This is a genomic window from Pseudomonas sp. PAMC 26793, from assembly GCF_000313235.1.
GTDB lineage: Bacteria > Pseudomonadota > Gammaproteobacteria > Pseudomonadales > Pseudomonadaceae > Aquipseudomonas > Aquipseudomonas yamanorum.
In genome coordinates this window covers 1-22,852 of the sequence record NZ_AMXG01000027.1, presented here as the reverse complement: position 1 = coordinate 22,852, position 22,852 = coordinate 1, and the positions used below count along the sequence as shown (strand labels likewise).

General features: G+C 62.2%; 25 protein-coding genes and 1 pseudogene. 19 read left to right on the top strand and 7 right to left on the bottom strand.

Annotation, left to right across the window (positions count from 1 at the left end; all coding sequences use genetic code 11):
- Positions 1-10 precede the first annotated feature (10 nt).
- The gene (locus tag D109_RS0111615) at positions 11-391 is read left to right on the top strand and encodes a hypothetical protein (RefSeq protein ID WP_017477034.1); all 381 of its coding nucleotides are present in this window, start codon (positions 11-13) and stop codon (positions 389-391) included.
- 128 nt (positions 392-519) lie between these two features.
- Here D109_RS0111615 and D109_RS0111610 read toward each other — a convergent pair whose 3' ends face one another.
- Positions 520-1,284: a tetratricopeptide repeat protein gene (locus D109_RS0111610; RefSeq protein ID WP_017477033.1), complete on the bottom strand. Its 765-nt coding sequence runs from the start codon at positions 1,282-1,284 to the stop codon at positions 520-522.
- A gap of 48 nt (positions 1,285-1,332) precedes the next feature.
- Here D109_RS0111610 and D109_RS0111605 point away from each other — a divergent pair, with 48 nt between their 5' ends.
- The 15 genes from D109_RS0111605 (at position 1,333) to D109_RS1000000134005 (ending at position 11,566) form a co-directional block, all read left to right on the top strand.
- Positions 1,333-1,899, top strand: a complete 567-nt coding sequence (locus D109_RS0111605) for a hypothetical protein (protein WP_017477032.1) — start codon at positions 1,333-1,335, stop codon at positions 1,897-1,899.
- Positions 1,900-1,930: 31 nt separating this feature from the next.
- Complete coding sequence (locus D109_RS0111600; protein WP_003208330.1) at positions 1,931-2,161, top strand: hypothetical protein; 231 nt, start codon at positions 1,931-1,933, stop codon at positions 2,159-2,161.
- A 9-nt stretch (positions 2,162-2,170) separates the two neighbouring features.
- On the top strand, positions 2,171-2,608 hold the full coding sequence (locus D109_RS0111595; RefSeq protein ID WP_003208328.1) for a hypothetical protein: 438 nt from the start codon (positions 2,171-2,173) through the stop codon (positions 2,606-2,608).
- 4 nt (positions 2,609-2,612) lie between these two features.
- Positions 2,613-3,395 (top strand): type III secretion system inner membrane ring lipoprotein SctJ, encoded by a 783-nt coding sequence (gene sctJ, locus D109_RS0111590; RefSeq protein WP_017477031.1) that lies wholly within the window; start codon positions 2,613-2,615, stop codon positions 3,393-3,395.
- Positions 3,392-4,009, top strand: coding sequence for a hypothetical protein (locus tag D109_RS0111585; RefSeq protein ID WP_017477030.1), 618 nt, complete (start codon positions 3,392-3,394; stop codon positions 4,007-4,009). The genes sctJ and D109_RS0111585 overlap by 4 nt, the downstream gene beginning before the upstream one ends.
- Positions 4,002-4,580: a FliH/SctL family protein gene (locus D109_RS0111580; RefSeq protein ID WP_017477029.1), complete on the top strand. Its 579-nt coding sequence runs from the start codon at positions 4,002-4,004 to the stop codon at positions 4,578-4,580. The genes D109_RS0111585 and D109_RS0111580 overlap by 8 nt, the downstream gene beginning before the upstream one ends.
- Positions 4,577-5,899 (top strand): FliI/YscN family ATPase, encoded by a 1,323-nt coding sequence (locus D109_RS0111575; RefSeq protein WP_017477028.1) that lies wholly within the window; start codon positions 4,577-4,579, stop codon positions 5,897-5,899. The genes D109_RS0111580 and D109_RS0111575 overlap by 4 nt, the downstream gene beginning before the upstream one ends.
- A gap of 179 nt (positions 5,900-6,078) precedes the next feature.
- Complete coding sequence (locus tag D109_RS1000000134010; RefSeq protein WP_152416353.1) at positions 6,079-6,450, top strand: hypothetical protein; 372 nt, start codon at positions 6,079-6,081, stop codon at positions 6,448-6,450.
- Entirely contained in the window at positions 6,440-6,889 is a 450-nt protein-coding gene (locus D109_RS0111570; protein ID WP_017477027.1) for a hypothetical protein, read from the top strand. The genes D109_RS1000000134010 and D109_RS0111570 overlap by 11 nt, the downstream gene beginning before the upstream one ends.
- Positions 6,886-7,887 (top strand): type III secretion system cytoplasmic ring protein SctQ, encoded by a 1,002-nt coding sequence (sctQ, locus tag D109_RS0111565; RefSeq protein WP_017477026.1) that lies wholly within the window; start codon positions 6,886-6,888, stop codon positions 7,885-7,887. Before D109_RS0111570 ends, sctQ begins: the two co-directional genes overlap by 4 nt.
- Positions 7,884-8,537 (top strand): type III secretion system export apparatus subunit SctR, encoded by a 654-nt coding sequence (gene sctR / locus D109_RS0111560; RefSeq protein ID WP_003208316.1) that lies wholly within the window; start codon positions 7,884-7,886, stop codon positions 8,535-8,537. Before sctQ ends, sctR begins: the two co-directional genes overlap by 4 nt.
- 10 nt (positions 8,538-8,547) lie before the next feature.
- Complete coding sequence (gene sctS / locus D109_RS0111555; RefSeq protein ID WP_003208314.1) at positions 8,548-8,817, top strand: type III secretion system export apparatus subunit SctS; 270 nt, start codon at positions 8,548-8,550, stop codon at positions 8,815-8,817.
- 6 nt (positions 8,818-8,823) lie between these two features.
- A complete protein-coding gene (gene sctT, locus D109_RS0111550) occupies positions 8,824-9,636 on the top strand; it encodes a type III secretion system export apparatus subunit SctT (protein WP_003208312.1) in 813 nt (270 codons plus the stop codon).
- A 3-nt stretch (positions 9,637-9,639) separates the two neighbouring features.
- Positions 9,640-10,686: an EscU/YscU/HrcU family type III secretion system export apparatus switch protein gene (locus D109_RS0111545; protein WP_017477025.1), complete on the top strand. Its 1,047-nt coding sequence runs from the start codon at positions 9,640-9,642 to the stop codon at positions 10,684-10,686.
- A gap of 121 nt (positions 10,687-10,807) precedes the next feature.
- Entirely contained in the window at positions 10,808-11,566 is a 759-nt protein-coding gene (locus tag D109_RS1000000134005; RefSeq protein ID WP_152416352.1) for a hypothetical protein, read from the top strand.
- 57 nt (positions 11,567-11,623) lie between these two features.
- Here the strand turns inward: D109_RS1000000134005 and D109_RS0111535 are convergent, their stop codons facing one another.
- From D109_RS0111535 to D109_RS0111510, 6 genes and pseudogenes are all read right to left on the bottom strand, one after another.
- The gene (locus tag D109_RS0111535) at positions 11,624-15,094 is read right to left on the bottom strand and encodes a hypothetical protein (protein WP_017477023.1); all 3,471 of its coding nucleotides are present in this window, start codon (positions 15,092-15,094) and stop codon (positions 11,624-11,626) included.
- A 144-nt stretch (positions 15,095-15,238) separates the two neighbouring features.
- Positions 15,239-15,418: pseudogene (locus tag D109_RS0111530) on the bottom strand (GntR family transcriptional regulator); the annotation flags it as partial.
- A gap of 13 nt (positions 15,419-15,431) precedes the next feature.
- On the bottom strand, positions 15,432-16,805 hold the full coding sequence (locus D109_RS0111525) for an LLM class flavin-dependent oxidoreductase (RefSeq protein ID WP_017477021.1): 1,374 nt from the start codon (positions 16,803-16,805) through the stop codon (positions 15,432-15,434).
- A gap of 24 nt (positions 16,806-16,829) precedes the next feature.
- The gene (locus D109_RS0111520) at positions 16,830-17,660 is read right to left on the bottom strand and encodes an amino acid ABC transporter permease (protein WP_017477020.1); all 831 of its coding nucleotides are present in this window, start codon (positions 17,658-17,660) and stop codon (positions 16,830-16,832) included.
- Positions 17,657-18,475, bottom strand: coding sequence for an ABC transporter substrate-binding protein (locus D109_RS0111515; RefSeq protein ID WP_017477019.1), 819 nt, complete (start codon positions 18,473-18,475; stop codon positions 17,657-17,659). Before D109_RS0111515 ends, D109_RS0111520 begins: the two co-directional genes overlap by 4 nt.
- A gap of 312 nt (positions 18,476-18,787) precedes the next feature.
- The gene (locus D109_RS0111510) at positions 18,788-19,993 is read right to left on the bottom strand and encodes a DUF1835 domain-containing protein (protein WP_017477018.1); all 1,206 of its coding nucleotides are present in this window, start codon (positions 19,991-19,993) and stop codon (positions 18,788-18,790) included.
- A gap of 193 nt (positions 19,994-20,186) precedes the next feature.
- Here D109_RS0111510 and D109_RS0111505 point away from each other — a divergent pair, with 193 nt between their 5' ends.
- The 3 genes from D109_RS0111505 to fetB all read left to right on the top strand — a co-directional run bounded on the left by D109_RS0111505 (position 20,187) and on the right by fetB (position 22,332).
- Positions 20,187-20,651 carry a metallophosphoesterase family protein gene (locus tag D109_RS0111505; RefSeq protein ID WP_017477017.1) on the top strand — a complete coding sequence of 155 codons (465 nt, stop codon included), beginning with the start codon at positions 20,187-20,189 and terminating at the stop codon, positions 20,649-20,651.
- A 212-nt stretch (positions 20,652-20,863) separates the two neighbouring features.
- Entirely contained in the window at positions 20,864-21,541 is a 678-nt protein-coding gene (locus D109_RS0111500) for an ATP-binding cassette domain-containing protein (protein WP_026077899.1), read from the top strand.
- The gene (gene fetB, locus D109_RS0111495) at positions 21,538-22,332 is read left to right on the top strand and encodes an iron export ABC transporter permease subunit FetB (protein ID WP_017477015.1); all 795 of its coding nucleotides are present in this window, start codon (positions 21,538-21,540) and stop codon (positions 22,330-22,332) included. The genes D109_RS0111500 and fetB overlap by 4 nt, the downstream gene beginning before the upstream one ends.
- Positions 22,333-22,852: the final 520 nt, after the last annotated feature.

Sequence of the window (22,852 nt, the reverse complement as noted above, 5' to 3'; positions counted from 1 at the left end):
GGGGCATGGCATGAAAGTTTCGCGTTTGTTGATGTGTTTGCCCCTGTTGGTGGTGGGCTGCAAGACGCATTTGGCGCCGGTGTATTACTCGCCGCAGTATCAGGCGGATGGCTTGCCGAGCCAATGCCAGCAGCCGCCGGCCAAGGATGAGATCGGGCTGGATGAGGATTTCAAGGCGACCTTGCCATTGGGGTGTGCCAACAATTTGAATTTGATGCAGATGGTGGAGCAGCGGCAGGATTTGAATCAGGGGCGGGCCACCGGCCCGGCGATGGCGGCGCCGGTTGGGCGGGCGGCGCAGGTGTATATCGAGGGGTTTGATCGGGAGCAGTTGCAGCGGCGTCAGACTCAGCAAGAGGCCAAGGCGGGCGCTCCGGGAGCACAGCAATGAAGGCCACGCTGATCGTTCCCACGCTCTGCGTGGGAATGCCGCCCCGGACGCTCCGCGTCCCGCGGTGGATGCAAGGTGACGCGGAGCGTCACAGGATGCATTCCCACGCAGAGCGTGGGAACGATCAGTCAGTGCGTGTCCACCAGTCCCAATTCCCGCGCTTGCGCAACCGGATCGCTGATGGCTTTGATGCGGTTGGCTTCGGTGATCAGGCGTGCGCGCTCAGCGGCCGGAATATCGTCCAGCGGCAAGCTGGCCACTCGTTGTTCGTATCCCGCCAATACCAGCACCAGCAGTTCATTACGCTGATGCCGTGGCAACGCGCGGGGCGATTGGGTGACGGGGGCGATGGTGTCCAACGCCTGTTGCGACTGGCCGCCAAGGGCGTAGGCCAGGGCCAGGTTGCAGCGGCTGTCGAGGTCGTCGGGTTGCAGGCTCAGGCTTTTGGCGAAGGCGGTTTGTGCCGTCATCGCCTGGCCGTTCAGCACCTGGGCGATGCCCAGTCGGGTGTAGGCGACCGGCGATTGGCTGGCCTCTGCGGCTTGGCCCAGGGCCGTCACGGCGCGCTGGGTTTTGCCCAGGCGCAGTTGCGCGGTGCCCAGGCCCAGCAAGGCGTCGGCGTTGTGCGCCTGGAGGCCGAGGGCTTGTTGGAAGGCACGCTCGGCGCCGACCGCATCGTTGCCGTCGAGCCGCGCCTGGCCGAGTTTGAGCCACAGATCGATGCCGGCGCCCGGTTGCTGGGCCGCACGTTCGTACAGCGCCGCCGCGCTGGCGTAGTCGCCGCGTTTGTTCAGGTCGTTGGCCAGCTTTACCGAGCGGTCGGAATCGCTCGGCGCAGTACTGGAACAGGCGGCCAGCAACAGGCTGCCGGCAAGCAAAAAGTGTTTGGTCATCGTCACAACTCGTTGGGCGAAGGCGGACGTCATGTAAGCATATTTTCCATGGCGCTCCTATGTCTGTCGGTGCTGTTTGGCGCCTCGATCGCCCACGCCGACGAAGAGCCCGAATGGTTTGCCAAACCCTACGCCTACGTGCTGGTGGACCAGGACGTACGCGCCGCCCTCGAAGAGTTCGGCCACAACCTCGACATCCCGCTGGTGCTCTCGGACAAGGTGCGTGGCAAGGCCCGCAGCACCGTGCGCGCCGCCACCGCCGGGGAGTTCCTGCAGACGTTGTGCAGCACCAACGGCCTGACCTGGTACTTCGACGGCAACCTGCTGTACCTCAATGCCAGCGACGAAATCACCACCAGGCTGTTCAAGGCCAGTGCCCTGAACCTGGACCAGTTGCAGGCCTATCTGAATAACCTCGATGTGTTCGGCCAGCAGTTGTCGATGCGCAACGGCCCCGAGGGCGATGAGGTATTCGTGTCCGGACCGCCGCCGTACCTGGCGCTGGTCCAGCAGCATGTGGATCACCTGCAACCCAAGGCCAGCCCGCCTGTCGTGGCGCGCGAGCACGGCGTGCGGGTATTTCGCGGCGCCCAGGTGAGCACCGAAACCCCTTGATTCACCCCAACCCCAGTAAAGGAGCATGACCATGTCCGTAACCGCCGTAGACAGCAACCTCGCCCCCGGTGGCGCCAGCCCTGAAGCCAAGTTCAACGCCGCGGTGGATAACGCCAAGAGCGCCGACAAACCGGAGATGACCGACGCCGAATTCACCGATGCCCTGATCACCCAGGCGGTCACCATCGGCGGTCAATTCATCATCATGCCCAAGGCGCAGGAAATGCTGAATGACGCCATGTCCGATGACGACGAAGAGTAGGGCGAACCCATGACCATCAGTCTCGCTGCCAGCGCCACGGCCTTGCCGCCGTCCGCCGGCGCGGGGCCCGCCGGGGCCTCGCAGAATCTGTTCGAGCACATGGCCAATACGGCCAAGGGTATGCCCGAGGGCGCCAGCCCCCATCAGATCGGCTCGGGTCTGATGGAGCGCTTGAACAGTTTTATCGACCGCTCCCGGACCTTTTCCGAGCGCGCCGATTTGCTTACCAATAACCCGTCGGCGCCGCCCCAAGTGGCCGCTGCGGATATCCGCACCTCGGGTGCCTCGCCCACTGCAGAACCGGGCAAGAAAGTCGCCGAGCAGCAGGTCGACCAGATCGTCCATTCACTGGGCAAGATGTTCGACTACTCCATCGAAACCCAGATGGTGGTGCGCGGTGCGACGCAGATTTCCGGTTCCGCCAACACGCTGCTCAAGGGTCAATAACGCCATGCCAAGCCCGAATCGTGCCCTGCGTCTGCTGCTGATCGGCATGCTCGCCAGCCTCTTGCAGGCCTGCGACATGGACCTCTACACCAACCTCAGCGAGCGCGACGCCAACGCCATGGTCGCGGTGCTGCTGCGCGACGGCATCCCGGCGACGCGCAAGGTGCAGGACAACGGCCAGTTGAAAGTGGTGGTCGACGAACAGCGCTTCGCCGAAGCCATGACCCTGCTGGACAACGCCGGCCTGCCGCAGCAGAGCTTTTCCAACATGGGCGAGGTGTTCAAGGGCAACGGCCTGGTGTCGTCGCCGGTGCAGGAGCGGGCGCAGATGATTTACGCCTTGAGCGAAGAACTGTCCCACTCGGTGTCGCAGATCGACGGCATCGTCTCGGCGCGGGTACACGTGGTGTTGCCGGACAATGACCTGCTCAAGCGGGTGATTTCGCCGTCGTCAGCCTCGGTGCTGGTGCGCTACGACCCGGGCACCGATATCAATACGTTGATCCCGCAGATCAAGACCCTGGTGGCCAACGGTATTTCCGGCTTGAGCTACGACGGCGTTTCGGTGACGGCGATCAAGGCCGCCGTGTCCATCAGCCAGAACCCGGCGCAACCGCGATTGGCGCGCTTCATGGGCCTGTGGCTGTTGGAAGACAACCTGAACCAGGCGCGGTTGCTGTTCGGCGGTTTGCTGCTGCTCGCCCTCGGCGCGTGCGGTGTGTTGGCCCGTCAGCACTGGGCGCGGCGCCAGTCCCAGGCGTTGTATGTGCTCAAGGAGGGTGAATGAGCCTGGTTGAGCGTTGGCAGGGCCTGATCGCCCAGCCGTTGCTGTTTGTGCGCGAGCAAAGCCTCGGCGAGTGCTTCGGCGAAGGCCTGCCGGCCGAGGTGCTGCAAGCCTTGCACGGGCAGCCGCGTTTTCGGTCGCGCCTGGAGCAGTTGCTGGCCAGCCATTATCAGTTGGCGCCGCTGGCGCATCTGGTCACGCCACCCGCCGCCGATTTGCCGGTGTTGCTGCTGAGCCCGGCGCAATTTGAGCGATTGCCCAGGCTGTGTGGCGCGATCTGGCATGCCTCGACCCTGAGCCGGGAGATCCGCCGCGAAGTGGTCAATGAACTGCGCGAAGGCCTCGGTCAGGAAGCCTTTGCCCTGGCCCTGGCAAACCGGCAGTTGGGCGGCGCGGCCGACCTGCTGCGTGAGCCCGCCGAGTTGATCGACGCCATCGACCGCGATGGCCTCACCTGTGTCGCCGCCTGGCTGCAGGCCCAGCCCGCCGAGTTGGAAGGCTGGCTGCCCCTGCGTTTTGTCGCACCCAAGGGCTATAGCGGGCGCCTGCCCCGCGACCTGGAAATTGTCCAGACCGTCGCTGCCCGGTTGCTTGCCGAGGAGCTTGCCCATGAGTGAATTACCCAGCCGTCCTGCCGCGCGGATTTTGCGCGCCGATGAAGCGGCGTTGTGGACCGATGGTTTTGCCTTTGTGCAAGCCGCCAAGGAACACGCCGAGCAGATCAAGGCCGACAGCGACCAGTGGCTGTACACCGCCCGTGCCGAAGGCTTTGAGAGCGCCCGTCGGGAAGGCGCCGAACAGGTCGCGCAGTTGCTGCTGGAGACCCAGGCCAAGGTCCAGCATTACCTGGCCGGGCTTGAGGCATCGCTGGCGGATTTGGCCCTGGGCATCGTGCGTGAAGTACTCGGCGAACTGGATGACACCGACCGCGTGGTGCGTTGCACACGCCAGGCCCTGAGCGCGTTTCGCCAGGGCCAGGCGCTGACCTTGTGGGTGCCACCGGCTGAAGTGAACGTGCTACGTCAACAGTTGCTCAAGGACGGCATCGCCGTGGAGGCCGATACGCAACTGGGCGCAGGCCAGGCCCGGTTGAGCAGCCCGGCGGGTTCGGTTGAGCTGGGGCTGGAGGCGCAACTGCAAAGCCTGCGCCGCAGCCTGTTGCCCTTTGCCGAAGAGGGCGTGGCATGAATCTCAATCAACTGCTGCCGCGCCTGACCGAGCGGTTGTCCCAGGCCCGCTTGCGTCCGATGCAAGGCACGGTGCTGAGTATTCGCGGGGTGTTGCTGCGGGCCAGCGTGGCGGGGGCGAGTATCGGCGAGCTGTGCCATCTGCGCGACCCGGTCAGTGGCCGCAGCCTCAGCGCCGAGGTGATTGGGTTTGATGGCGACGAAGCGATCCTGTCGCCCATCGGCTCCATGGAAGGCCTGTCGACCCGCACGCAAATCATCGCCACCGGCGAAAGCCTCGGTGTGGCGGTAGGCGATGCGCAACTGGGGCGGGTGATCAGCCCCATGGGCGAGTTTCTCGACGGTGACGGTGTACCGCCAACCCTGAACTTGCAGACCTACCCCTTGCACGCCGAGCCGCCAGCACCGTTCTCGCGGCAACTGATCGCGCGCTCCGTGGCGTTGGGCATTCGCTCCATCGATGGCTTGCTGACCCTTGCACAAGGTCAGCGCATGGGCATCTTTGGCGAGCCCGGTGTGGGCAAATCTTCGTTGTTGGCGAGCATCATCCGCAACAGCGAGGCCGATGTGATTGTCATCGGTTTGATCGGCGAGCGGGGCAGGGAAGTGCGCGAACTGTTGGACGTGCAACTGGACGCGACGGCCCGCGCACGCACCGTTGCTGTCGTCGCCACCTCCGATCGCCCGGCGGCCGAGCGGGTGCGTGCGGCGTTTGTCGCCACCACCCTGGCTGAGTACCACCGCGACCAGGGCCGCAATGTATTGCTGTTGATGGACAGCCTCACACGATTCGCCCGGGCCCAGCGTGAGATCGGCTTGGCCGTGGGTGAGCCACCGACACGTCGCGGCTATCCACCGTCGTTTTTCGCCACCTTGCCCAAGTTGCTGGAACGCGCCGGCCCGGGGCCCACCGGCAGTATCACCGCGCTGTACACCGTGCTTACCGAAGGCGACGCCGCCAGCGATCCGGTGGCCGAGGAAGCGCGGTCGATCCTCGACGGGCACATCGCCCTGAGTGCCGAACTGGCCCAACGCAACTATTTCCCGGCGGTGGACGTGCTGCGCAGTCGCAGCCGGTTGATGGAGCAGGTGGCGGGTGACGAACACAAGCGCCTGGCAATGCGAATCCGTGAATTGATGGCGCGTTACGGCGAAATCGAAATGCTGATCCGCGTCGGCGAGTACTCCGCCGGCAGCGACCCGCTGGCCGACGAAGCAATCACCCGCCATGGCGCGATCGAAGCCTTCCTGCGCCAGAACGCCGACGAACCCAGCAGCCCCGAACACACCTTGATCCGCATGCGCCAGGTGCTGGCATGAGCCCGAAAGCGCAGCAAGATCCAGTGTGGGAGCTGTCGAGCTTCAGCGAGGCTGCGATGGCGTCAGCACTGCCAACATCAATGTTGCCTGACCCACCGCTTTCGCAGCCTCGCCGGGGCTCGACAGCTCCCATATTTGATCTGCATGCACACCTTGACCCGCATGCGCCAGGAGCTCGCATGAGCCTGAAAGCACAGCAAGATCCAGTGTGGGAGCTGTCGAGCTTCAGCGAGGCTGCGATGGCGTCAGCACAGCCAACATCGATGTTGCCTGACCCACCGCTTTCGCAGCCTCGCCGGGGCTCGACAGCTCCTACATTTGATCTTCATGCACTCCTTGAACCGCATGCGGCAGGTGTTGGCATGAGTCCGAAGGAGCAGCGCGATCCAGTGTGGGAGCTGTCGAGCTTTAGCGAGGCTGCGATGGCGTCAGCACAGACGACATCGATGTCGCAGTGTTGCCGGGGCTCTACAGCTCCCACATTCGATCTTCATGCACTCAGTGAGTGCGCTGTTGGTATGACGATGGAGAAAAGAACCGATGAAGACTGAACAACTGCGCACCCTGCAAACCCTGCGGGTGCTGCGGGAACAGCGGGCGGCAAGCCAGTTGGCGGCGCAACAGCAACGTTGCGCGCAAACCCACGGCGCCCTGACTGATGCCAAGGAGCAGTTGCGTCTGCACCGTGAAGCCGTTGCCCGTGAGGCCGGCGAGATTTACGCCTCACTCACAGAGGGCTTGTCGGTGGCCAGTTGGCAGGCCGCCCAGGATCGCCTGCGGGGCTTGTCCGATGATGAGCGCTTGCTTGAAGGCGACGTCAGCCACGTTTCCAGCACCCTGCAAACCCAGGAGCGCGAACGTGAGCTGTTTCGCCAGGAGCGCCTGAGCCGCCAGCGCCAGTCCGACGCCTGGCAAAGCCTGCTGGACGGGCGCGAAAGCTGCGAGCGGGTCGCCGGTGAGTTGCTTGAAGAACAAGGACTCGGCACATGATCGTGGCCCTTGCCGTCCCCTTGGCGCCCTGGCTTGAACACTTCGACCCGGCGCTGCTCACGGTGCATAACCAACTGCACTGCCGGCGCCATGCGTGGCAGGGTCGTTGTGCCGGGCAGGACTTGAGCGTCGCCTGGGCCGCCGATCCCCAGCCGCTGAAATCGCCTCGGGATGTGCAGCTGTTGCTCGGGCAATCACCGGTGCGCCTGCGACTTTCGGCTGCCGCCCTGGAACAAGTACTGGTGCCGCTGGCGTTGCAGTTCGACGCGCAGGTGCTGCCGTCATTGCCGCGTTCGCTGCTGTTGGAGCTGGCCGTGCTGGACCTGATCGAGCGCCTTGAACCGTTGCTCGGCCACCCCGTGCAGTTGCTCGAAGCCAGTGAAGAGCCGCGGTCTTACCCCGTTCACCTGGCGCTGACATTGACCTTCGGCAATACCCCGGCAATGGCCGCCCAACTGGACCTGAGCGAAAGCGCCGCGTTCCTGGTGGCGCAGTTGTTGGAGCAACACGGCCAGGTCCAAGCCGACCCATTGCCTGCGCTGCGCCAGACACTCTCGGTGCTCACCGGGCAGCAATGGCTGAGCCTCGGCGAGTTGCGCAGCCTGCAGCCCGGCGACGTGTTGATGCTCGAGCCGGGCAGTGGCCTGCTGCTGGACCTTGAGGGCCGCCTGCAAGCTCGCTGCCAGCGCGATGGCTCGTCGCTGCAGCTACTGGAACCTTTGAAAACGCCCCTTTTGGACATGGAGAACACAATGACTGATGTCGATTCCGCTGCGGCCCTGGACGATTTGCCCCTCAAGCTGGTGTGCCAGGTCGGCAGCCTGGAACTGACCCTGGCGCAGTTGCGGGAGCTGGGGGCGGGCAGCCTGCTGCAGCTGAATACGCCGACGGTGGATGGCGTGGACCTGATGGTCAACGGCCGCCGCGTCGGCCAGGGCCAACTGGTGAAAATCGGTGACGGCCTGGGCGTGCGCCTGCTGAGTTTCGCCACCCCATGACCGGTTATCAGCCGAACCTGATCGAGATCATCCTGGTGGTTGCCACCATCGGGTTGATCCCGCTGGCGGTGGTGACCCTCACCGGCTTCATGAAAATCTCGGTGGTGCTGTTCCTGATCCGCAACGCCCTGGGGGTGCAGCAAACGCCGCCGAACCTGGTGCTGTACGGCATCGCGCTGATTCTCTCGGTGTACGTCACCACGCCGTTGATTGGCGACATGTACCGCCAGGTGGAAGGGCGCGACCTGAACATCGAGCACGTCGAGCAACTCAAGGACCTCGGCGACGCCTTGCGCCCGCCGCTGCAGGCGCACCTGGCGCGGTTTGCCAATGAGTCCGAGCGCGGCTTTTTCGTGCAGGCCACCGAGACCATCTGGTCGCCGGAAGCCCGTGCCGATCTGCGGGATGACGACCTGGTGGTGCTGATCCCGGCGTTCGTCAGCTCGGAGCTGACCCGGGCCTTCGAGATCGGGTTCCTGCTGTACATCCCGTTCCTGGTGGTGGACTTGCTGGTGTCCAACGTGCTGATGGCGATGGGCATGTCGATGGTCTCACCGAACCTGATTTCGATCCCGCTGAAAATCTTCCTGTTCGTGTCATTGAGCGGCTGGTCGCGCCTGATGCACGGTTTGATTCTGAGTTACGGCTGAGGCACGATCCATGGGCCAGGACGTTTTCCTGTCATTGATGAAACAGGCACTGATGACGGTGCTGATGCTTTCCGCGCCGGCGCTGGGAGTGGCGATTATCGTCGGCTTGAGCGTGGGCCTGTTCCAGGCGTTGACCCAGATCCAGGACCAAACTCTGCCCCAAGTGGTGAAGCTGGTGGCGGTGCTGCTGACCATCGTGTTCCTCGGCCCGGTGCTGGCGGGGCAAGTGGCGGAACTCGGCAGCCAGGTGCTGGACAACTTCCCGTTGTGGACGCGCTGACCGCCCATGGATGCAAGCCTTACCGCCCAGTTTCTGGAAGTCGCCTACCCGGTGATCAGCTCGGCCTCGCTGGCGGCCTGCCGGGCCATGGGGGTGGTGGTGATCACCCCGGCGTTCAACCGCCTCGGGCTCACCGGGATGATTCGCGGCTGCGTGGCCGTGGCGATTTCGATTCCGATGTTCATGCCGGTGTTCGACGCCATGACCTCGATGCCCAACCACGGCAGCCTGTTTATCGCCGGGTTGCTGATCAAGGAATTCCTGATCGGCATCCTCATCGGCCTGTTGTTCGGCATCCCGTTCTGGGCGGCGGAAGTGGCGGGGGAGTTGATCGACCTGCAGCGCGGTTCGACCATGGCGCAACTGGTGGACCCGTTGTCCACCGGGGAGTCGAGTGTGATGTCCACCTTGCTGACGGTGATGTTGATCACGCTGTTTTTCATGTCCGGCGGTTTTATCCTGATGGTCGACGGCTATTACCACAGCTACCAATTGTGGCCGGTGACCGCGTTCACCCCGGTGTTTGCCAGCTCGGCGTTACTGGCGGTGCTGTCGATCCTTGACCAGATCATGCGCGTCGGGGTGCTGATGGTGTCACCGCTGATCATCTCGCTGCTGGTCACTGACCTGATGCTGGCGTACCTGTCGCGGATGGCGCCGAACCTGCATATTTTCGATTTGTCGCTGCCGGTTAAAAACCTGTTTTTCTCGATCCTGATGGTGATCTACATCGGCTTCCTGATTCCCTTGATGCTGGACCAGCTGGCAGAGTTTCGCGGCACCGTGGAATTGCTGAAAACCCTGGCGGGCATGGAGTAGCGCATGGGCGATACCAGCGAAGAAAAATCCCAGCCGGCCACGGACAAAAAGCTCAAGGACGCACGAAAGAAAGGCCAGGTCGCCAAGAGCCAGGACCTGGTCTCGGGCATGGTCATCCTGTTTTGCACCCTGTGCATTTCCATCCTCGCACCCCGGGCCCAGGCCCAGGTCACGGCGCTGATCGATCTCACCGCGCAGATCTACATCGAACCCTTCGCCACGGTGTGGCCTCGGGTATTGGACCATGCCGAACAACTGGTGATCGGCATCACCTTGCCGGTGATGGCGGTGACCACCGGGGTGGTGATCCTGACCAATATCATCACCATGCGCGGCTTTGTGTTTTCCGTGGAGCCGATCAAGCCCGAGTTCAAGCGCATCAACCCGGCGGAAGGCTTCAAGAAGCTGTTCGCCTTGCGCAATTTTGTGGAGTTCATCAAGGGCCTGATCAAGGTGCATGTGCTGGCCGTGGCGTTCTACGTGGTGGGACGGCATGCGTTGCAGGCGTTGATGGAGTCGTCGCGGTGTGGCGCGGGGTGTATTGAATCGACGTTTTTCCTGGTGCTCAAGCCGCTGGTGTTTACCGTACTGGCGGCTTTTATCCTGGTGGGCGGGGTGGATGTGTTGATGCAACGCTGGCTGTTCGGCCGCGACATGAAAATGACCCGTAGCGAGACCAAGCGCGAGCGCAAGGACATTGATGGCGACCCGCTGATCAAGAGCGAGCGCCGGCGCCAGCGCCAGGAGATGCAGGCGCTGGCCACCAAGCTGGGGCTGGGCCGGGCATCGATGATGATCGGCACCACCGACGGCTGGGTGATTGGCGTGCGTTATGTGCGTGGAGAAACGCCGGTGCCGGTGGTGGTGTGCCGGGCTTCGCCGGAGGAGGCATTGGGGATGTTGCAGGAGGCGTTTGACCTGGGCATCCCGCAGGCACCGGACAACAACCTGGCGGAGGCGATTGCCAGGAAGACCGTACCGGGAGACCCGGTACCGGATGCGTCGTTCCAGGCGGTGGCGGACTGGTTGGTGGCGGCGCGGTTGATCTGAGGCCGACGGGCAGCGCTGGAACCGATGCAGACCGCTGCGCCACAGAGCAACAGCCTGCCGCTACTCCGTTTTCCCACGGCATGCAGGGCAGGTATGTCGAACAGACCAGGAAAATTCAATCATGGCGATCTCTCATACGCACTCCATGCAGCATGCTCAAAACGTGCACTCCCAGCCTGCGCAGGCCCCCCTGCGGCTGGTCGGCAATCCCTATTTACGGATGTCCGATTCCGACCTCGCGTTGGAGTTTGGAAAAAACTACAGCGCGTTCCAGCCCAGGCCTTCGTGGTATGCAACAGAGGGCAAAATCCAGGAAATGGCCAAGCGTACGATGCCGTCAGGGGAACCGCAGCAGGACAAACTGACAATGCTGGCCAGGGAACTGGTCAAGCGCGACCACGTGATGGAGCAACTGGATACCACGGGGCACGGTCAACGTGACGGGCTAATCGGGAATGGCAACCCGAGAATCGCTGCGAATAATTTGTCCAAATACCCGCCGCCGCTGCCCGACCCTTGCTATTCACAACCCTGCCGCCCGCAACCTGGCAGGCCAAACCCATGCGGTTCTTCGCCGCTCAATATTTATAGGAGTATGTCGGACTCCAGCGTGGCGCTGGCGTTTGGCAATAACTACAAGGAGTTCGGCAACCCGCAAAGAAACGGTGTGGCAGACCTTGGGCAGATCTTCAAAATGGCGCGGCGCGAGATGAGCGGCAACTGGGCGCAGGACAACATGACCCTGCTTGCCCGGGAAATCGTTAACCGTCCCTATGTGAGCCGCGCACTGGACTCGATCGACGACAACGGCCGGCAGGACGGCATCATCGGCTATCGCAATGCTCAATTGGCCGCCGCCTACCTGGCGCGCCGCGGCTGAAACGTAGGCCGAGGGAGGGTTACTGTGAGAGCGGGCTTGCCCGCTCTCACAAGGGCTTCAGGATTTGTCCACATCGTGATACGGGCCGCCGTAACCGTCGCCCACCCGCCAGATGATGTCGTGGTTTTCATTGGTCCATTCCGACGGCTTCAGCGAGTACTTGTAGTCCTCTGAGTTACGGTTATTTCCGTCGCCGATAAAGTCCGGATGGTCCCGCCGATGGTCGCCACCGCGAATACTCGAGCGGGCATCCCACTCTTCCTTGCGGAAATCAAAAATACTCTGGTCCTGCGGCGCATCCCGCTGGCCCCAGTCGGACAGGTACGTCTGCAACCACACATACGCCTCATCCCCGTTGGGCTTGAGCAATCCGTCCTGCTTGAAGTCCTGGATCTGGTTCCAGTTCTGCATCGAAATCTTGTGCAGCTTGTGGGACTGCACCGTGCTCAGGATCGCCCCGACAAACGACAACGCGCCGGAGATCAAAAAGCCCACCGGCCCCAGGAACGGAATGATTCGCCCGGTCACCCCCAGCGTGGTGAGTACGCCGCCGCCAGCCGCCACCAGGCTGCTGACCCCGCCGGCCATGGACAGTGAGCCGGAGGCGATTTTTACCGGGTCTTTCTCGCGCACGCCGTCACGCAAGGTAAACGCCGCCTGGACCACACTGATCACGCCGCCCGCCACGTCGGTGGCCATGCCGATCACCTTGATCGCGCTGCTGGCGAACTTCGCGCCAAACCCGGCTCCTGCCACGCCACCGCGGCTGGCGATGCCTTTTTCGATCCCTTCCTGGACCTTCTTCGCGCCTTCGTCGCTCCAGCCGCCGCTGTTGAGGGCCTTGCCCACGTCCTTGCCGTCGTCCATGGCCTGGTCGACGATGTCGAAGTACTTCTTCTGCACCGCCTCGGCGTCCTTGGGCAGCGCGTGGTAACCCTCACCGGGCTTGGCCCACAGGTCGGGCAGGGAACGGTCGAAGCCCATCAGTTTGTAGGCGTTGGTGCCGCGCAACTTGTCATAGACCTTCAAGCCCAGCGTGGCGAAGTGTGAGCCTGTGCCGAGGAAGCCAAGGAAGTCGTTGGCGATGCCCAGGCGCTTCATCGGCGTATCGGCGAGCTTGCCGCCCTGGCCTGCGAGTTGGTAGACGATCCGGCCCATCCCGATTGCGCCGCCCACCGAGCCGAGTACGCCGTTGTCCTTGAGGAAGTTGAGGTTCTTCACGAAGGCACTGCGGTTCTCTTCGCTGAGGCCCGGCATGATTTCCTTGCTCACTGCCTTGTCGATATCACTGAAGCTGATCACGCCGTTTTTCTGCCAGGTGTCGCCGAGGGAAATCATCGCCTTGCCGAAGTCGGCGGCGGCGTTTTTATCCTTGAGCAACTGGTCGACGAACTTCGAATACACCCCCAGCGCCTGGCGCGGCAGCCCGTCGGCGCCGCCCTTGAGCATCGACAGGATCGCCAGAGTGTTGTCGGTGGTGGCCAGGGCGGTGTTGTCGTCGGAGATCTTGGTCGGGTCGTCCATCAGCTTTTCAACGGCGTCGGTGTAGCCGTCGATCTGCAGGTTTTGCAGGAAGTTGTCGGCCTTGGCCGGGTCGATATCGGCCAGGGCGGTGTAGGCGGTCTGGATTTCCTGGGTGGCCAGTTCGGTCTTGCCGCTGTCCTGCAAGGACTTGATGTACTGGGTGAAACTCTCCGAGGAGGTGCTGTCGATCAATTTCTGCCGTGTCTCGTCGACCTTGGCCTGGCCGCCATCGACCTTGCCCAGGGCCGCGTCGTGGTTGGCCTTGATGTCGTGCTGGATGGTCGGGTCGCCCAGCAGGTCGTTGAGGGTCTGGTCGATGGCCTTGGTGTCGAAGATGTTGTCGCGCACGTCCCGCGAGGTCACGTCGATGGGCGTGGTGGCGATGCCCTGGTTGCCGAAGCCGTGCTCGGGGATGATCGACATGCCATTGTCGGCCATGCTTCGGGCTTCCACCGCCCGCAGGAACTTGGCGCGCGGGTCGTCCTTGCCGATGCTGCCGTCCTTGACCCCGGCGCGGTAGCTGTCCACCAGGGTTTTCATCGACAGGTCCTGCACCGACAGCGGGTTGCCGCTTTCGTCTTTCTCGGTGGTGGTGAGGTTGTCGACGGACACGTCCTTGAGGGGCGGCAGGCCGTTGTCGGTGCGCAGCTTGTCGACGTCGGTGGTCTGCGCGGCGATGTCGCTGCGGTAACTGGAAATCTGCTCGAACAGCTGTGGGTTGCTGTCTTCCGACACCACGATTTTCTCTTCGCTGCCCCCCGGCTTGTGCTGGGTGAAGGCGATCAGGCCGGGGCCATAATCTCCGGCACCGCCAACGCTCATGATGTCTTCGGTGGAGGGCAGGTACGCGTCCGGAGCGGCGAGGGTGTAGCCGTCGCCCTTGGCCTTTTCGATGCCGGTCAGGGTTTGGCCCTTGCTGGTGTAGGCGGCGAAGGCTTCAGGGGTGATGTCCTTGGACACCACCAGCAATTTGCCGTCGGCCTGATTGACTACGAGGATGCCGTCCATGGGCGCGTCTACCTTGCTGATGTCCCCCAGCTTCAGGCTGGCTTCGTCCTTGCGCAGCAGTTCCTGGTCGGGCAGGGACTGGGCGTTCTTGATGTAGTCGAAGGCCTGCGAGCCCTCGCTGGCGTGCACGGCGTGGAGGAAGTTGTAGAGCGGCCCGCCGGCATTGGGGTTGGGATTACTGAGGTCGGCGCCGGGTTGCGGCAGGTCGGCTTCGGACTTGCTGATCGCGTACTTGTGGCCCTGGTGTTCGAACAGAATCACCCCGGCGCTGCTGTCTTCGGACACCACCTTCAACTGACTGAAATCGAGGTCTCCCGGCAGGCTGGTGACGGCTTCATAACCCTTGGCCTTGCCGTCATTCAGCGCCTCCTTGGTCACCCCGGCCTGGGTGTAGGTGCTGAAGGCTTGCGGCGTGAGCAATTCGGAGATGACCAGGGTCTTGCTGTTTTCCAGGGTCACCTTGAGGATGCCGTCTTCGGCCTTGCCCACCGACTTGATATTGGCCAGGCGCACACCGTCGCCGTCTTCGCGCAGCAGTTGCTGGTCGGGGTTCTTCAGGCTTTCGACGATGGCCTTGCCGGCCGGGGTGCCCTGGGTTTCGGCCAGCGTCTGGAGGAAAGTGTACAGCGGCGTACCTTCGTCGGGCCCGCCCTGGTTGACCGGCGCCACGGCATGGCCGAAGCGCAGGTTTTTCAGCACGTCGACCCCGTCCTGGGCGTTGGCCGCACCCTCGGCGCTGATCTTGTATTTGGCGCCGTCCTGTTCGAAGTAGATCACCTCGGCGTCTTTGTCTTCGGAGATCACCTTGAGCTTGTCGATGTCGAGCTTGGCCGTGAGGGCGGTGACTTCCTTGTAGTCGTCGGGCTTAAGGGTTTTGTCGCCCGGCCCGGTGCTGGAAAGGATTTTGGCTTTGTTCAGGACAGCGTCGAAAACGCGCTCGGGCGCTTTGGCTTGATCGACGCGGGGGGAGGTGGATTTTTCGGGGCGGGTGATCATCGGTTCAGTCCATGTGAGGGGCGCACGAGGACTCGATACTAGGGGCTGCAAGTGGGTAAAAGCGGGTTTGTTGGCAACAAGTCACAAGCTTTCACGGGTGTGAAATTCACGTTCCGGGTTAGCGCGTCTCCGTCACGATGGACAACGCATCGCCTGCCGGCATTCGGTACGGGGCGTGCGCCCCTGGGCACTCACATGATCCATGAAGCCGCTGATGCGTGTCGGGTCATAGCGGGTGCGCCGGGGGCTGACAAACCAGCCGCGACGGTTTTCCCGATACACCAGGCCTTCGGCTTCCAGCTGCTGCAAGGCTTGGCGCAAGGTGCCCACGAGTACCTTACTCAAAGCGGAACGAAGCCCCATAGGCTGAGGCTGGCAGGCGATCACTGCCCTCGGCGCCGAGGCGGGAACGCAGGGTGCCGGTCTGTGGTGTGGTGCGATACAGGCCGCGTTTTTGCAGAGCCGGGATCACCAGCTCGACAAAGTCATTCAGCGAGCCAGGGCTGATCAACGGGTTGAGCATGTAGCCGCTGGTACCGGAGATTCTGGCGTGTTCCTCAATTTTTTCCGCCACCTGCTCCGGGGTGCCCACCAGGATCAAATCGCTGCCCCGCGTCACGTTGGCGAAGCGCTGCCTGACCTCGCCGGCCGTCAACGGTTTGCCGCTGCCATCGGGTTTCATCACATAGGAGGTCATGCCTTCGGTGTGGGTGGACAGCGCTTCATTGTCGGCGTAGCGGCTGATATCGATGCCGGTGTCGCCCGCGTAGCTCACCAACTGCGCTTGCAGGTGGTAGTTGCTTTGCAGGGTGTCGTATTTCTGTTGGGCCTCGATGGCGGTGGGGGCGGTGACGATGCGCAGCACGGTCAGGGACTTGACGTCTTGTTGCCGGCGTCCGCGGGCTTCGGCCTGGCGCCAGATATCTTCGAGCCCCTGGCGTATTTCCTGCGGGTTGGATTTGGCGATGAACACCAGCTCCGCATGTTTGGCCGCGAACTGCCGGCCACGGCCCGACCAACCCGCCTGAATCAGCAGCGGCGTACGTTGCGGCGAGGGCGACGTGAGGTGCGGGCCGGCCACGCGGTAATGTTCGCCGGCATGCTGGATCGGCCGTACGCGCGAGCCATCGGCATAGGAGCGGGCGAGTTTGTCGGCGAGCACGGCGTCATCCGCCCAACTGCCTTCCCAGAGCTTGTACACCACGTCGAGAAACTCTTCGGCGCGCTCATAGCGGTCGTCGTGCTTGATCATCTGCTCCAGCCCGAAGTTGCGTGCGGCGCTGGAGAGGTAGGAGGTGACGATGTTCCAGCCGATACGCCCATCGGACAAATGGTCCAGGGTGCTGAAGCGTCGGGCATGGGTGAACGGGTGTTCGTAGGTGGTGCTGACCGTGACGCCAAACGCGAGTTTCTCGGTCAGCGCCACCAGTGCCGGGATGATGGTCAGCGGGTCATTGGCTGGCGCTTCCACCGCCCATTTCAACGCCGCCGCTTCGGAGCCGCCGAATACATCGTAGAAACCCAATACATCACCGAAGAACATCAAGTCGAGGTTGGCTTCATCGGCCGTGCGGGCCAGGTTCGACCAGTACTTGAGGGTGTTGATACCCAGCCGCTCATCCGCCGGGTGGGTCCACAGGCTGGGCGCGCCGCCGCAGCCGACACTGGCTTGTTCGTACAGGCCGAATAACAACGGGGTTGGATCAGACATGATGCTTCCTGCAAATAAAAGAGGTTATCGGCCGTGAAGGTAGGCCTTGCCGTAGTGCCGCTCCAGGCGGGCCTGAATCAGTTCCAGGCCAATGGACAGCAGCCAGTAGATGACGGCGGCGGTGGTGAGCATTTCGATGTAGCGGTACGACGAGCGCCCGTAGGACTGCGCGAGGAACATCACTTCCCAGACGCCCATGACCGAGACCAGCGAGGAGTCCTTGAGCATCGAAATGAACTGGCTGGTGGTCGGTGGAATGATGGTGCGCATCGCCTGGGGCAACACGATTTGCCAGAACGTCACCGTGGGGCCCATGCCCAGCGCGGCTGCAGCGTTACGCTGGCCCTGGGAAACACCGATGATGCCCGCGCGAAAGATCTCGCTCAGGTAGGCCCCATAGTTCAACGACAGGGCAATGATCCCGGCGCTGATGGCGCCCGGCACCACGCCCAGTTGCGGTAGGCCAAGGTAGATAAGCAGAATCTGGATCAGCAGCGGCGTGCCGCGAAAGAACGAAGCGTAGAAACTGGCGACTCCGAACGCCACCGCACTGTTCGACAAGCGCGCCAGGGCCGTCGCAAAGCCCAGCGCCAGGGACAGCCAGATCGAGCAGAAACACAGGAACAGCGTCAGCGCCGCACCCTGAAGGAAACCGTTGGGCGACAGGTGCAGGCCCACCAGGTTCTGCCACTTGGCCGCGACGATCGCAAACTTCAGATCGAAGCTCATGAACAAACCGGCGAACAGGCACAGCATCACGCCCCAGGTCAGCCACAGGCGTACCTGGAAGGACAGCCACTGGCGTTTGACGGGCGGTGGTTTCACCACAGTGGGCGGGGTGGGGAAAACACTCATTGGGTGATGTCTGCGCCGATCCATTTCTGGGAAATCTTCGTCAGCGTGCCGTCGCTTTTCAGGTCGGCCAGCACTTGGGTCAGCCTGGCGTCCCACTGTGGGTCGCCTTTTTCGGTGGCGACCACGTTGGGCTCGCTGTACAGCTGCTTGCCGACGACCTTGAAGCGTGGGTCGTGCTTGATCCGTTCATTGGCGGTCACCAGGTTGGTGAGCATTGCATCCAGGCGTTTGCCGGTGCCCAGTGCGAGGTCCTGGAAGGCCACGATTTCATTGTCGTAAGGCACGGCTTGAATCTGGCTGAACGGGTAGTCGATGGGCGTGTTGGCGCCTTCAATCACCAGGTCTTTGTTCAGGTAGGCTTCGTAGGTCGAGGCACTTCCCACGCCGACTTTTTTCCCGGAAAGGTCACTGGCCGAGTGGATGGAAGATTCATCGGCGTTGACCACGATGACCGCCGGTGAGGCGTAATACTCGACAGGGAAGTTAAACACTTGCCCGCGGGCGGCACTGGGGGTCATGGAGCAGATGCACATGTCATAACGGCCTTGCCAGCGACCGGCGGCGATCACTTCCCAGGACGGCGTTTCCAGTTTCAAGGTGACGCCGAGCTTGTCCGCGACGGCCTTGGCGACATCTACGTCGAAGCCGTCGAGCTGGTTTTGTTCATTGAGAAAAGAGAAGGGCGGATAGTTCTCCATCAGCACGCCGACCAACTGCTTCGATTGTGTGATGCCATCCAGTGTGGCCCCGGCGAACACCGCCGGGCTTGCCACTAACAGGGACAGGCTCAGGGTCACGACAGTACGTAAATTCATAAATACACTCATGGCGTTTTTTATATTTAAACGCGATAAGTGTTTTGTGTTTAATGATTTTATGTGCTGTAAACCGCTGTTTTAGTTATATGTTTTCCCAACTGTTGGCCTGGCAACAGTTGGGTTGTAAACATTGTGTTCAAGCGATTGCGAGTTGGTGACCCTGTTGGGCAAATCACGCTGCCAGGACACCCCCGCTTGCCACTCCAGCCTGCAGTCTTTTGATGGGGCGATTTATGAGGGAGCAATCTGGTATATACCACTATCGTTTTTTGCTATGGATATAACCGGGATCGCTCGAATTGGGCGTTTTTAGCCGCGCCAGACGGGAAGGAAATCCTCGTCAATCACCCAGTGAGGCTGGCCGGGCTGGATACAGACGCCACCGATCCAGCGTTCCTGGCTGGCATGGTCCGGCCAGTAAGCCTTGCCGTTCAGAACCTGACGACCCAATGCAGTCAACGCCAACAAACGTTGAGGCCACGGCAGTTGAGTCTCGGACTCGATCAACAGCGGATTGTCGCCATTAATCAATGGCCGCATCAGCGCATGGAACATCATGTCCCCCAGGTACGGCAGCGGTTCGCGCTTGCCCATCAACTCGGCATACACCCTGCCAAACGGCACAGGCCCGGCCTCATCCACGTAGTGCAGGGACAGGCGCTCGGTCAGTGACAAACCGTCCCGCACACCCGGCAACTCCTGCAACTGTCGGCGCAACGCCGGGGCCAGGAAGGGCAGGGCTGTGTGGTTGCCCAGGGCCAGTTGCGCCAGCTTGATCGGCGAACTGTCGCAGTACGCCAGCCAGGCCTGCCGCGCCAGCTTCAGCATGTCCTCATCGACCCGCCGACGCTGCGGCCACAGCCACGCCAACACCTCAGGCGCCAGTTGGCCAATGCCGATAAAACGTTGCACACCGGGGATGCGGTCGACCTCGATCAGCTCGAGCTTTTCAGGCAATTGCTCAAGCCCCGCCAGTGCACGAATCAGGAACAATTGGTCGTAAGCATCCGCCTCACACCACAACACGCTATGACCGGCGTTGCCCAGTTGCTCAAGATGCTTGTATTCGTCTGCATGCCGGCGGGACACTTCGGCCTCGTCCATTGCAAACACCTGGCTGATATAGCGGCTGCGAACGACCTGGTATTGCTCGGCCGGAAGGTCCTGGACCGGGCCCATGCACAGCGGATCAATCAGCATCCGAAAGTGACCCTTGAACCCCGCCACGCCCAGGCTGTGGGCAATGTCACTGCCGCAGCGCCAGTGGGTGGTGCGGGCCTCGTCGCTGGCCTCGAAACCCGGATGGCGGGCGGCAAAATCCACTGCATCTATGTGTGCTTTGAGTTTGGGCCAACTAGGGAAACCGAGTTCCTTGGCGATCAGCCATTGAGCATCGGATAAGGTAGGCGTAACGGCGGCATCGGCGCTTTTCAGGCGGCGCAACAGCTCCTTGGCGCGCTTGCGTTGCTGTTCAAGGTTGATACGGCCGTTAGTGGACGAGAATGGTTGCGACATACGATCTCCTTGCACAAACCTTGTCCGCTTTAAGGTTGGGAGTCGTAGAAGTGTGATATTCAGTCAAGGTCTTGGGCGCAGCCCTTTCCGCGGATGGTGGCGTAGATGGCGCCAGGCGGGAAATATAGGCAGTGCAATGATTGATTGCAAGCCGCCCCGGCGTTAAGCGTCGGGGCTGGCACAGGAGACGTTCATGAAAGTTGGTGTGATTTCCGATACCCACGGCTTGCTCCGCGCCGAGGCCCTGGCGGCTCTGGAAGGCTGCGAGCAGATTGTTCACGCCGGGGATATCGGTAGCCCGGAAATTCTTGAGCTGCTGGCCTCGATTGCGCCGTTGCATGTGGTGCGCGGTAATAACGACCTGGATGCAGCCTGGGCAGAGCACCTGGCTGACCGCCTGGATTTCGAGCTGAATGGCTGGCGAGCGCTGCTGGTGCATGACATTGCCGATGTGCCGAAGTCGCTTGATCCGAGCATCCGGCTGGTGATTACCGGACACTCTCACAAGCCACTGATTGAGTGGCGTGGCGAGCGGCTGTTTCTCAATCCCGGTAGTGCAGGGCGGCGGCGCTTCAAGTTGCCGGTGACCCTGGCGCTGCTTGACGTGCAGGAGAAATCGCTCAAGCCGCGGCTGGTGTCGCTTGAGCCCAAGCGCTGAAGCATTTGTGGCGAGGGGGCTTGTTGTGGCGAGGGAGCTTGCTCCCGCTGGGCTGCGAAGCGGCCCCAATAAAGCCACTGTGATACACCTGAAAAAACACCGTTAATTTCTTGGGGCTGCTGCGCAGCCCAGCGGGAGCAAGCTCCCTCGCCACGGGGGACGTGCCCTGTCTTACCATTGCGCATAAATCAGGAACAGGGATCATCAAGTCCATGAGCGTATTAGTAGAAACTCGGGCGCTCACGCGTATGGACGAGCGCCGTCAGCTTCAACTGCTGCACCCTACGGATTTCCAGCTGCACCGTGCCGACCGCATCTCCATTACCGGCTCATCCGGCTCTGGCAAAAGCGTATTCCTGCGGGCACTTGCTTTGCTCGATGCACCTTGCTCCGGGGACATCCTCTGGAACGGGCAACCTATCGCCAACGCGCAAATCCCGCAGTACCGCAGCCATATCAGCTACCTCGCCCAACGCCCGGCGCTGATCGAAGGCACCGTGGAAGACAACCTGCGTTTCCCCTACAGCCTCAAGGCCTTGCACCACCTCAGTTTCGATGCGGAGGCCGTCAATGCACTGCTGGCCCACGCGGGGAAAGAACCGGGCTTTCTGGCAAAAAACGCCGGGGACTTGTCTGGCGGTGAGTCCCAGGTGGTGTCGCTGATCCGTACCCTGCAACTCAATCCCGATGTGCTGCTGCTGGACGAACCCACCGCCGCGCTCGACCCGGCGTCATCCCGGGAAGTCGAGGCGCTGATCAACGCCTGGGCCGAAGAGGATAACGACCACGCCTATATCTGGGTCTCCCATGACCTTGAGCAGGCACAGCGCATGAGCACCACTCACCTGCATATGGACGCCGGTGTGCTGACGGGGGCCGTGCAGCCATGAATTACCACGACCTCACGGCACTGGACATGGCCATTGCCGCCTCGCTGATTTTGATCAACGGCGCGCTGTCACTGCTGTTGCGCCTGGGCCTGGAGCGCCAGCTGTTCTGGGCTGCCGTGCGCACGGTGGTGCAGTTGCTGGCGATTGGTTACCTGCTGGGCTGGGTGTTCGAGTTCGCCTACTGGTACGTGGTGTTGCCGCTGATGTGCCTGATGACCCTGATCGCCGGGCTCTCGGCGGCCGGGCGTGGCAAGCGTACCTATGCCGGCCAGCGGGCCGACAGCATTGTGTCGGTGTGGGGCAGTTCGTGGTTGGTGACGGCTGTTGGGCTGTTCGCGATTATCCGGATTCACCCGTGGTACGAGCCGCAGTATGCGATTCCGATCCTTGGGATGATCCTGGGTAATACGCTTACCGGGGTGTCCCTGGGGATTGAGCGTATGACTCAGGAGCTGACCTCCGGTCGCAATACCATCGAGATGATTCTGGCCCTCGGTGGTTCACGCTGGGAGGCGGCGCAGGATGCGATTCGCCAGGCGGTCAGGGCGGGGATGATCCCGACGCTGAACCAGATGACGGTGGTGGGGATTGTGAGCTTGCCGGGGATGATGACTGGCCAGGTGTTGGCGGGGGAAAGCCCGGTGGACGCGGTGCGTTATCAGATCGTGATTATGTTTTTGATCGCTGCGTCGTCGGCGTTGGGCACGGTAGGTGCGGTGTTGCTGACCTACCGGCGGTTGTTTTCTCCGGGGCATCGGTTCTTGCGCTACCGGCTTGAAGATCGGGTGTGAGCCTGAGGGGGGGTAGGTTTTTTGTTGGCTCTACTGTGTACATATCCGTTTCTTCGGTAACGGCGGCTTATGGTTCCGCTCTTACAGCGGGTCACTTTTGGCAAACGCCCCAAAAGTAACCAAAAGGTCTTTGCCCCACCACTCGGTGCCTCGCTTAGGCTCGGCATGCCCGCACTCCGGCCCGATTCCGCGGGCCGCCGCGACGGGCCATCCTTGGCCCGGCGCGGCTAAATCGGCATCCCTGCCGATTTACCCGCTCCACCGTGCCTACTTGCGGCCATCGTGGTTAACGGGGCCCGCAGATCAAAATCAAAAGCAAGAGCACAGCGGCCTACAGGCCGGCTTGAGTGTTAAAAGCAAAGGCAAGACCCAGAGCGAAAGCCAAATCTGAAGCGGATGCAGCTCTGCTTTTCTGTGGGAGCTGGCTTGCCTGCGATGCAGACACCTCGGTGCATCAGGTACACCGAGTTGATGCTATCGAGGCAAGCCAGCTCCCACATTTGACTGTGCCCGCTTTAGC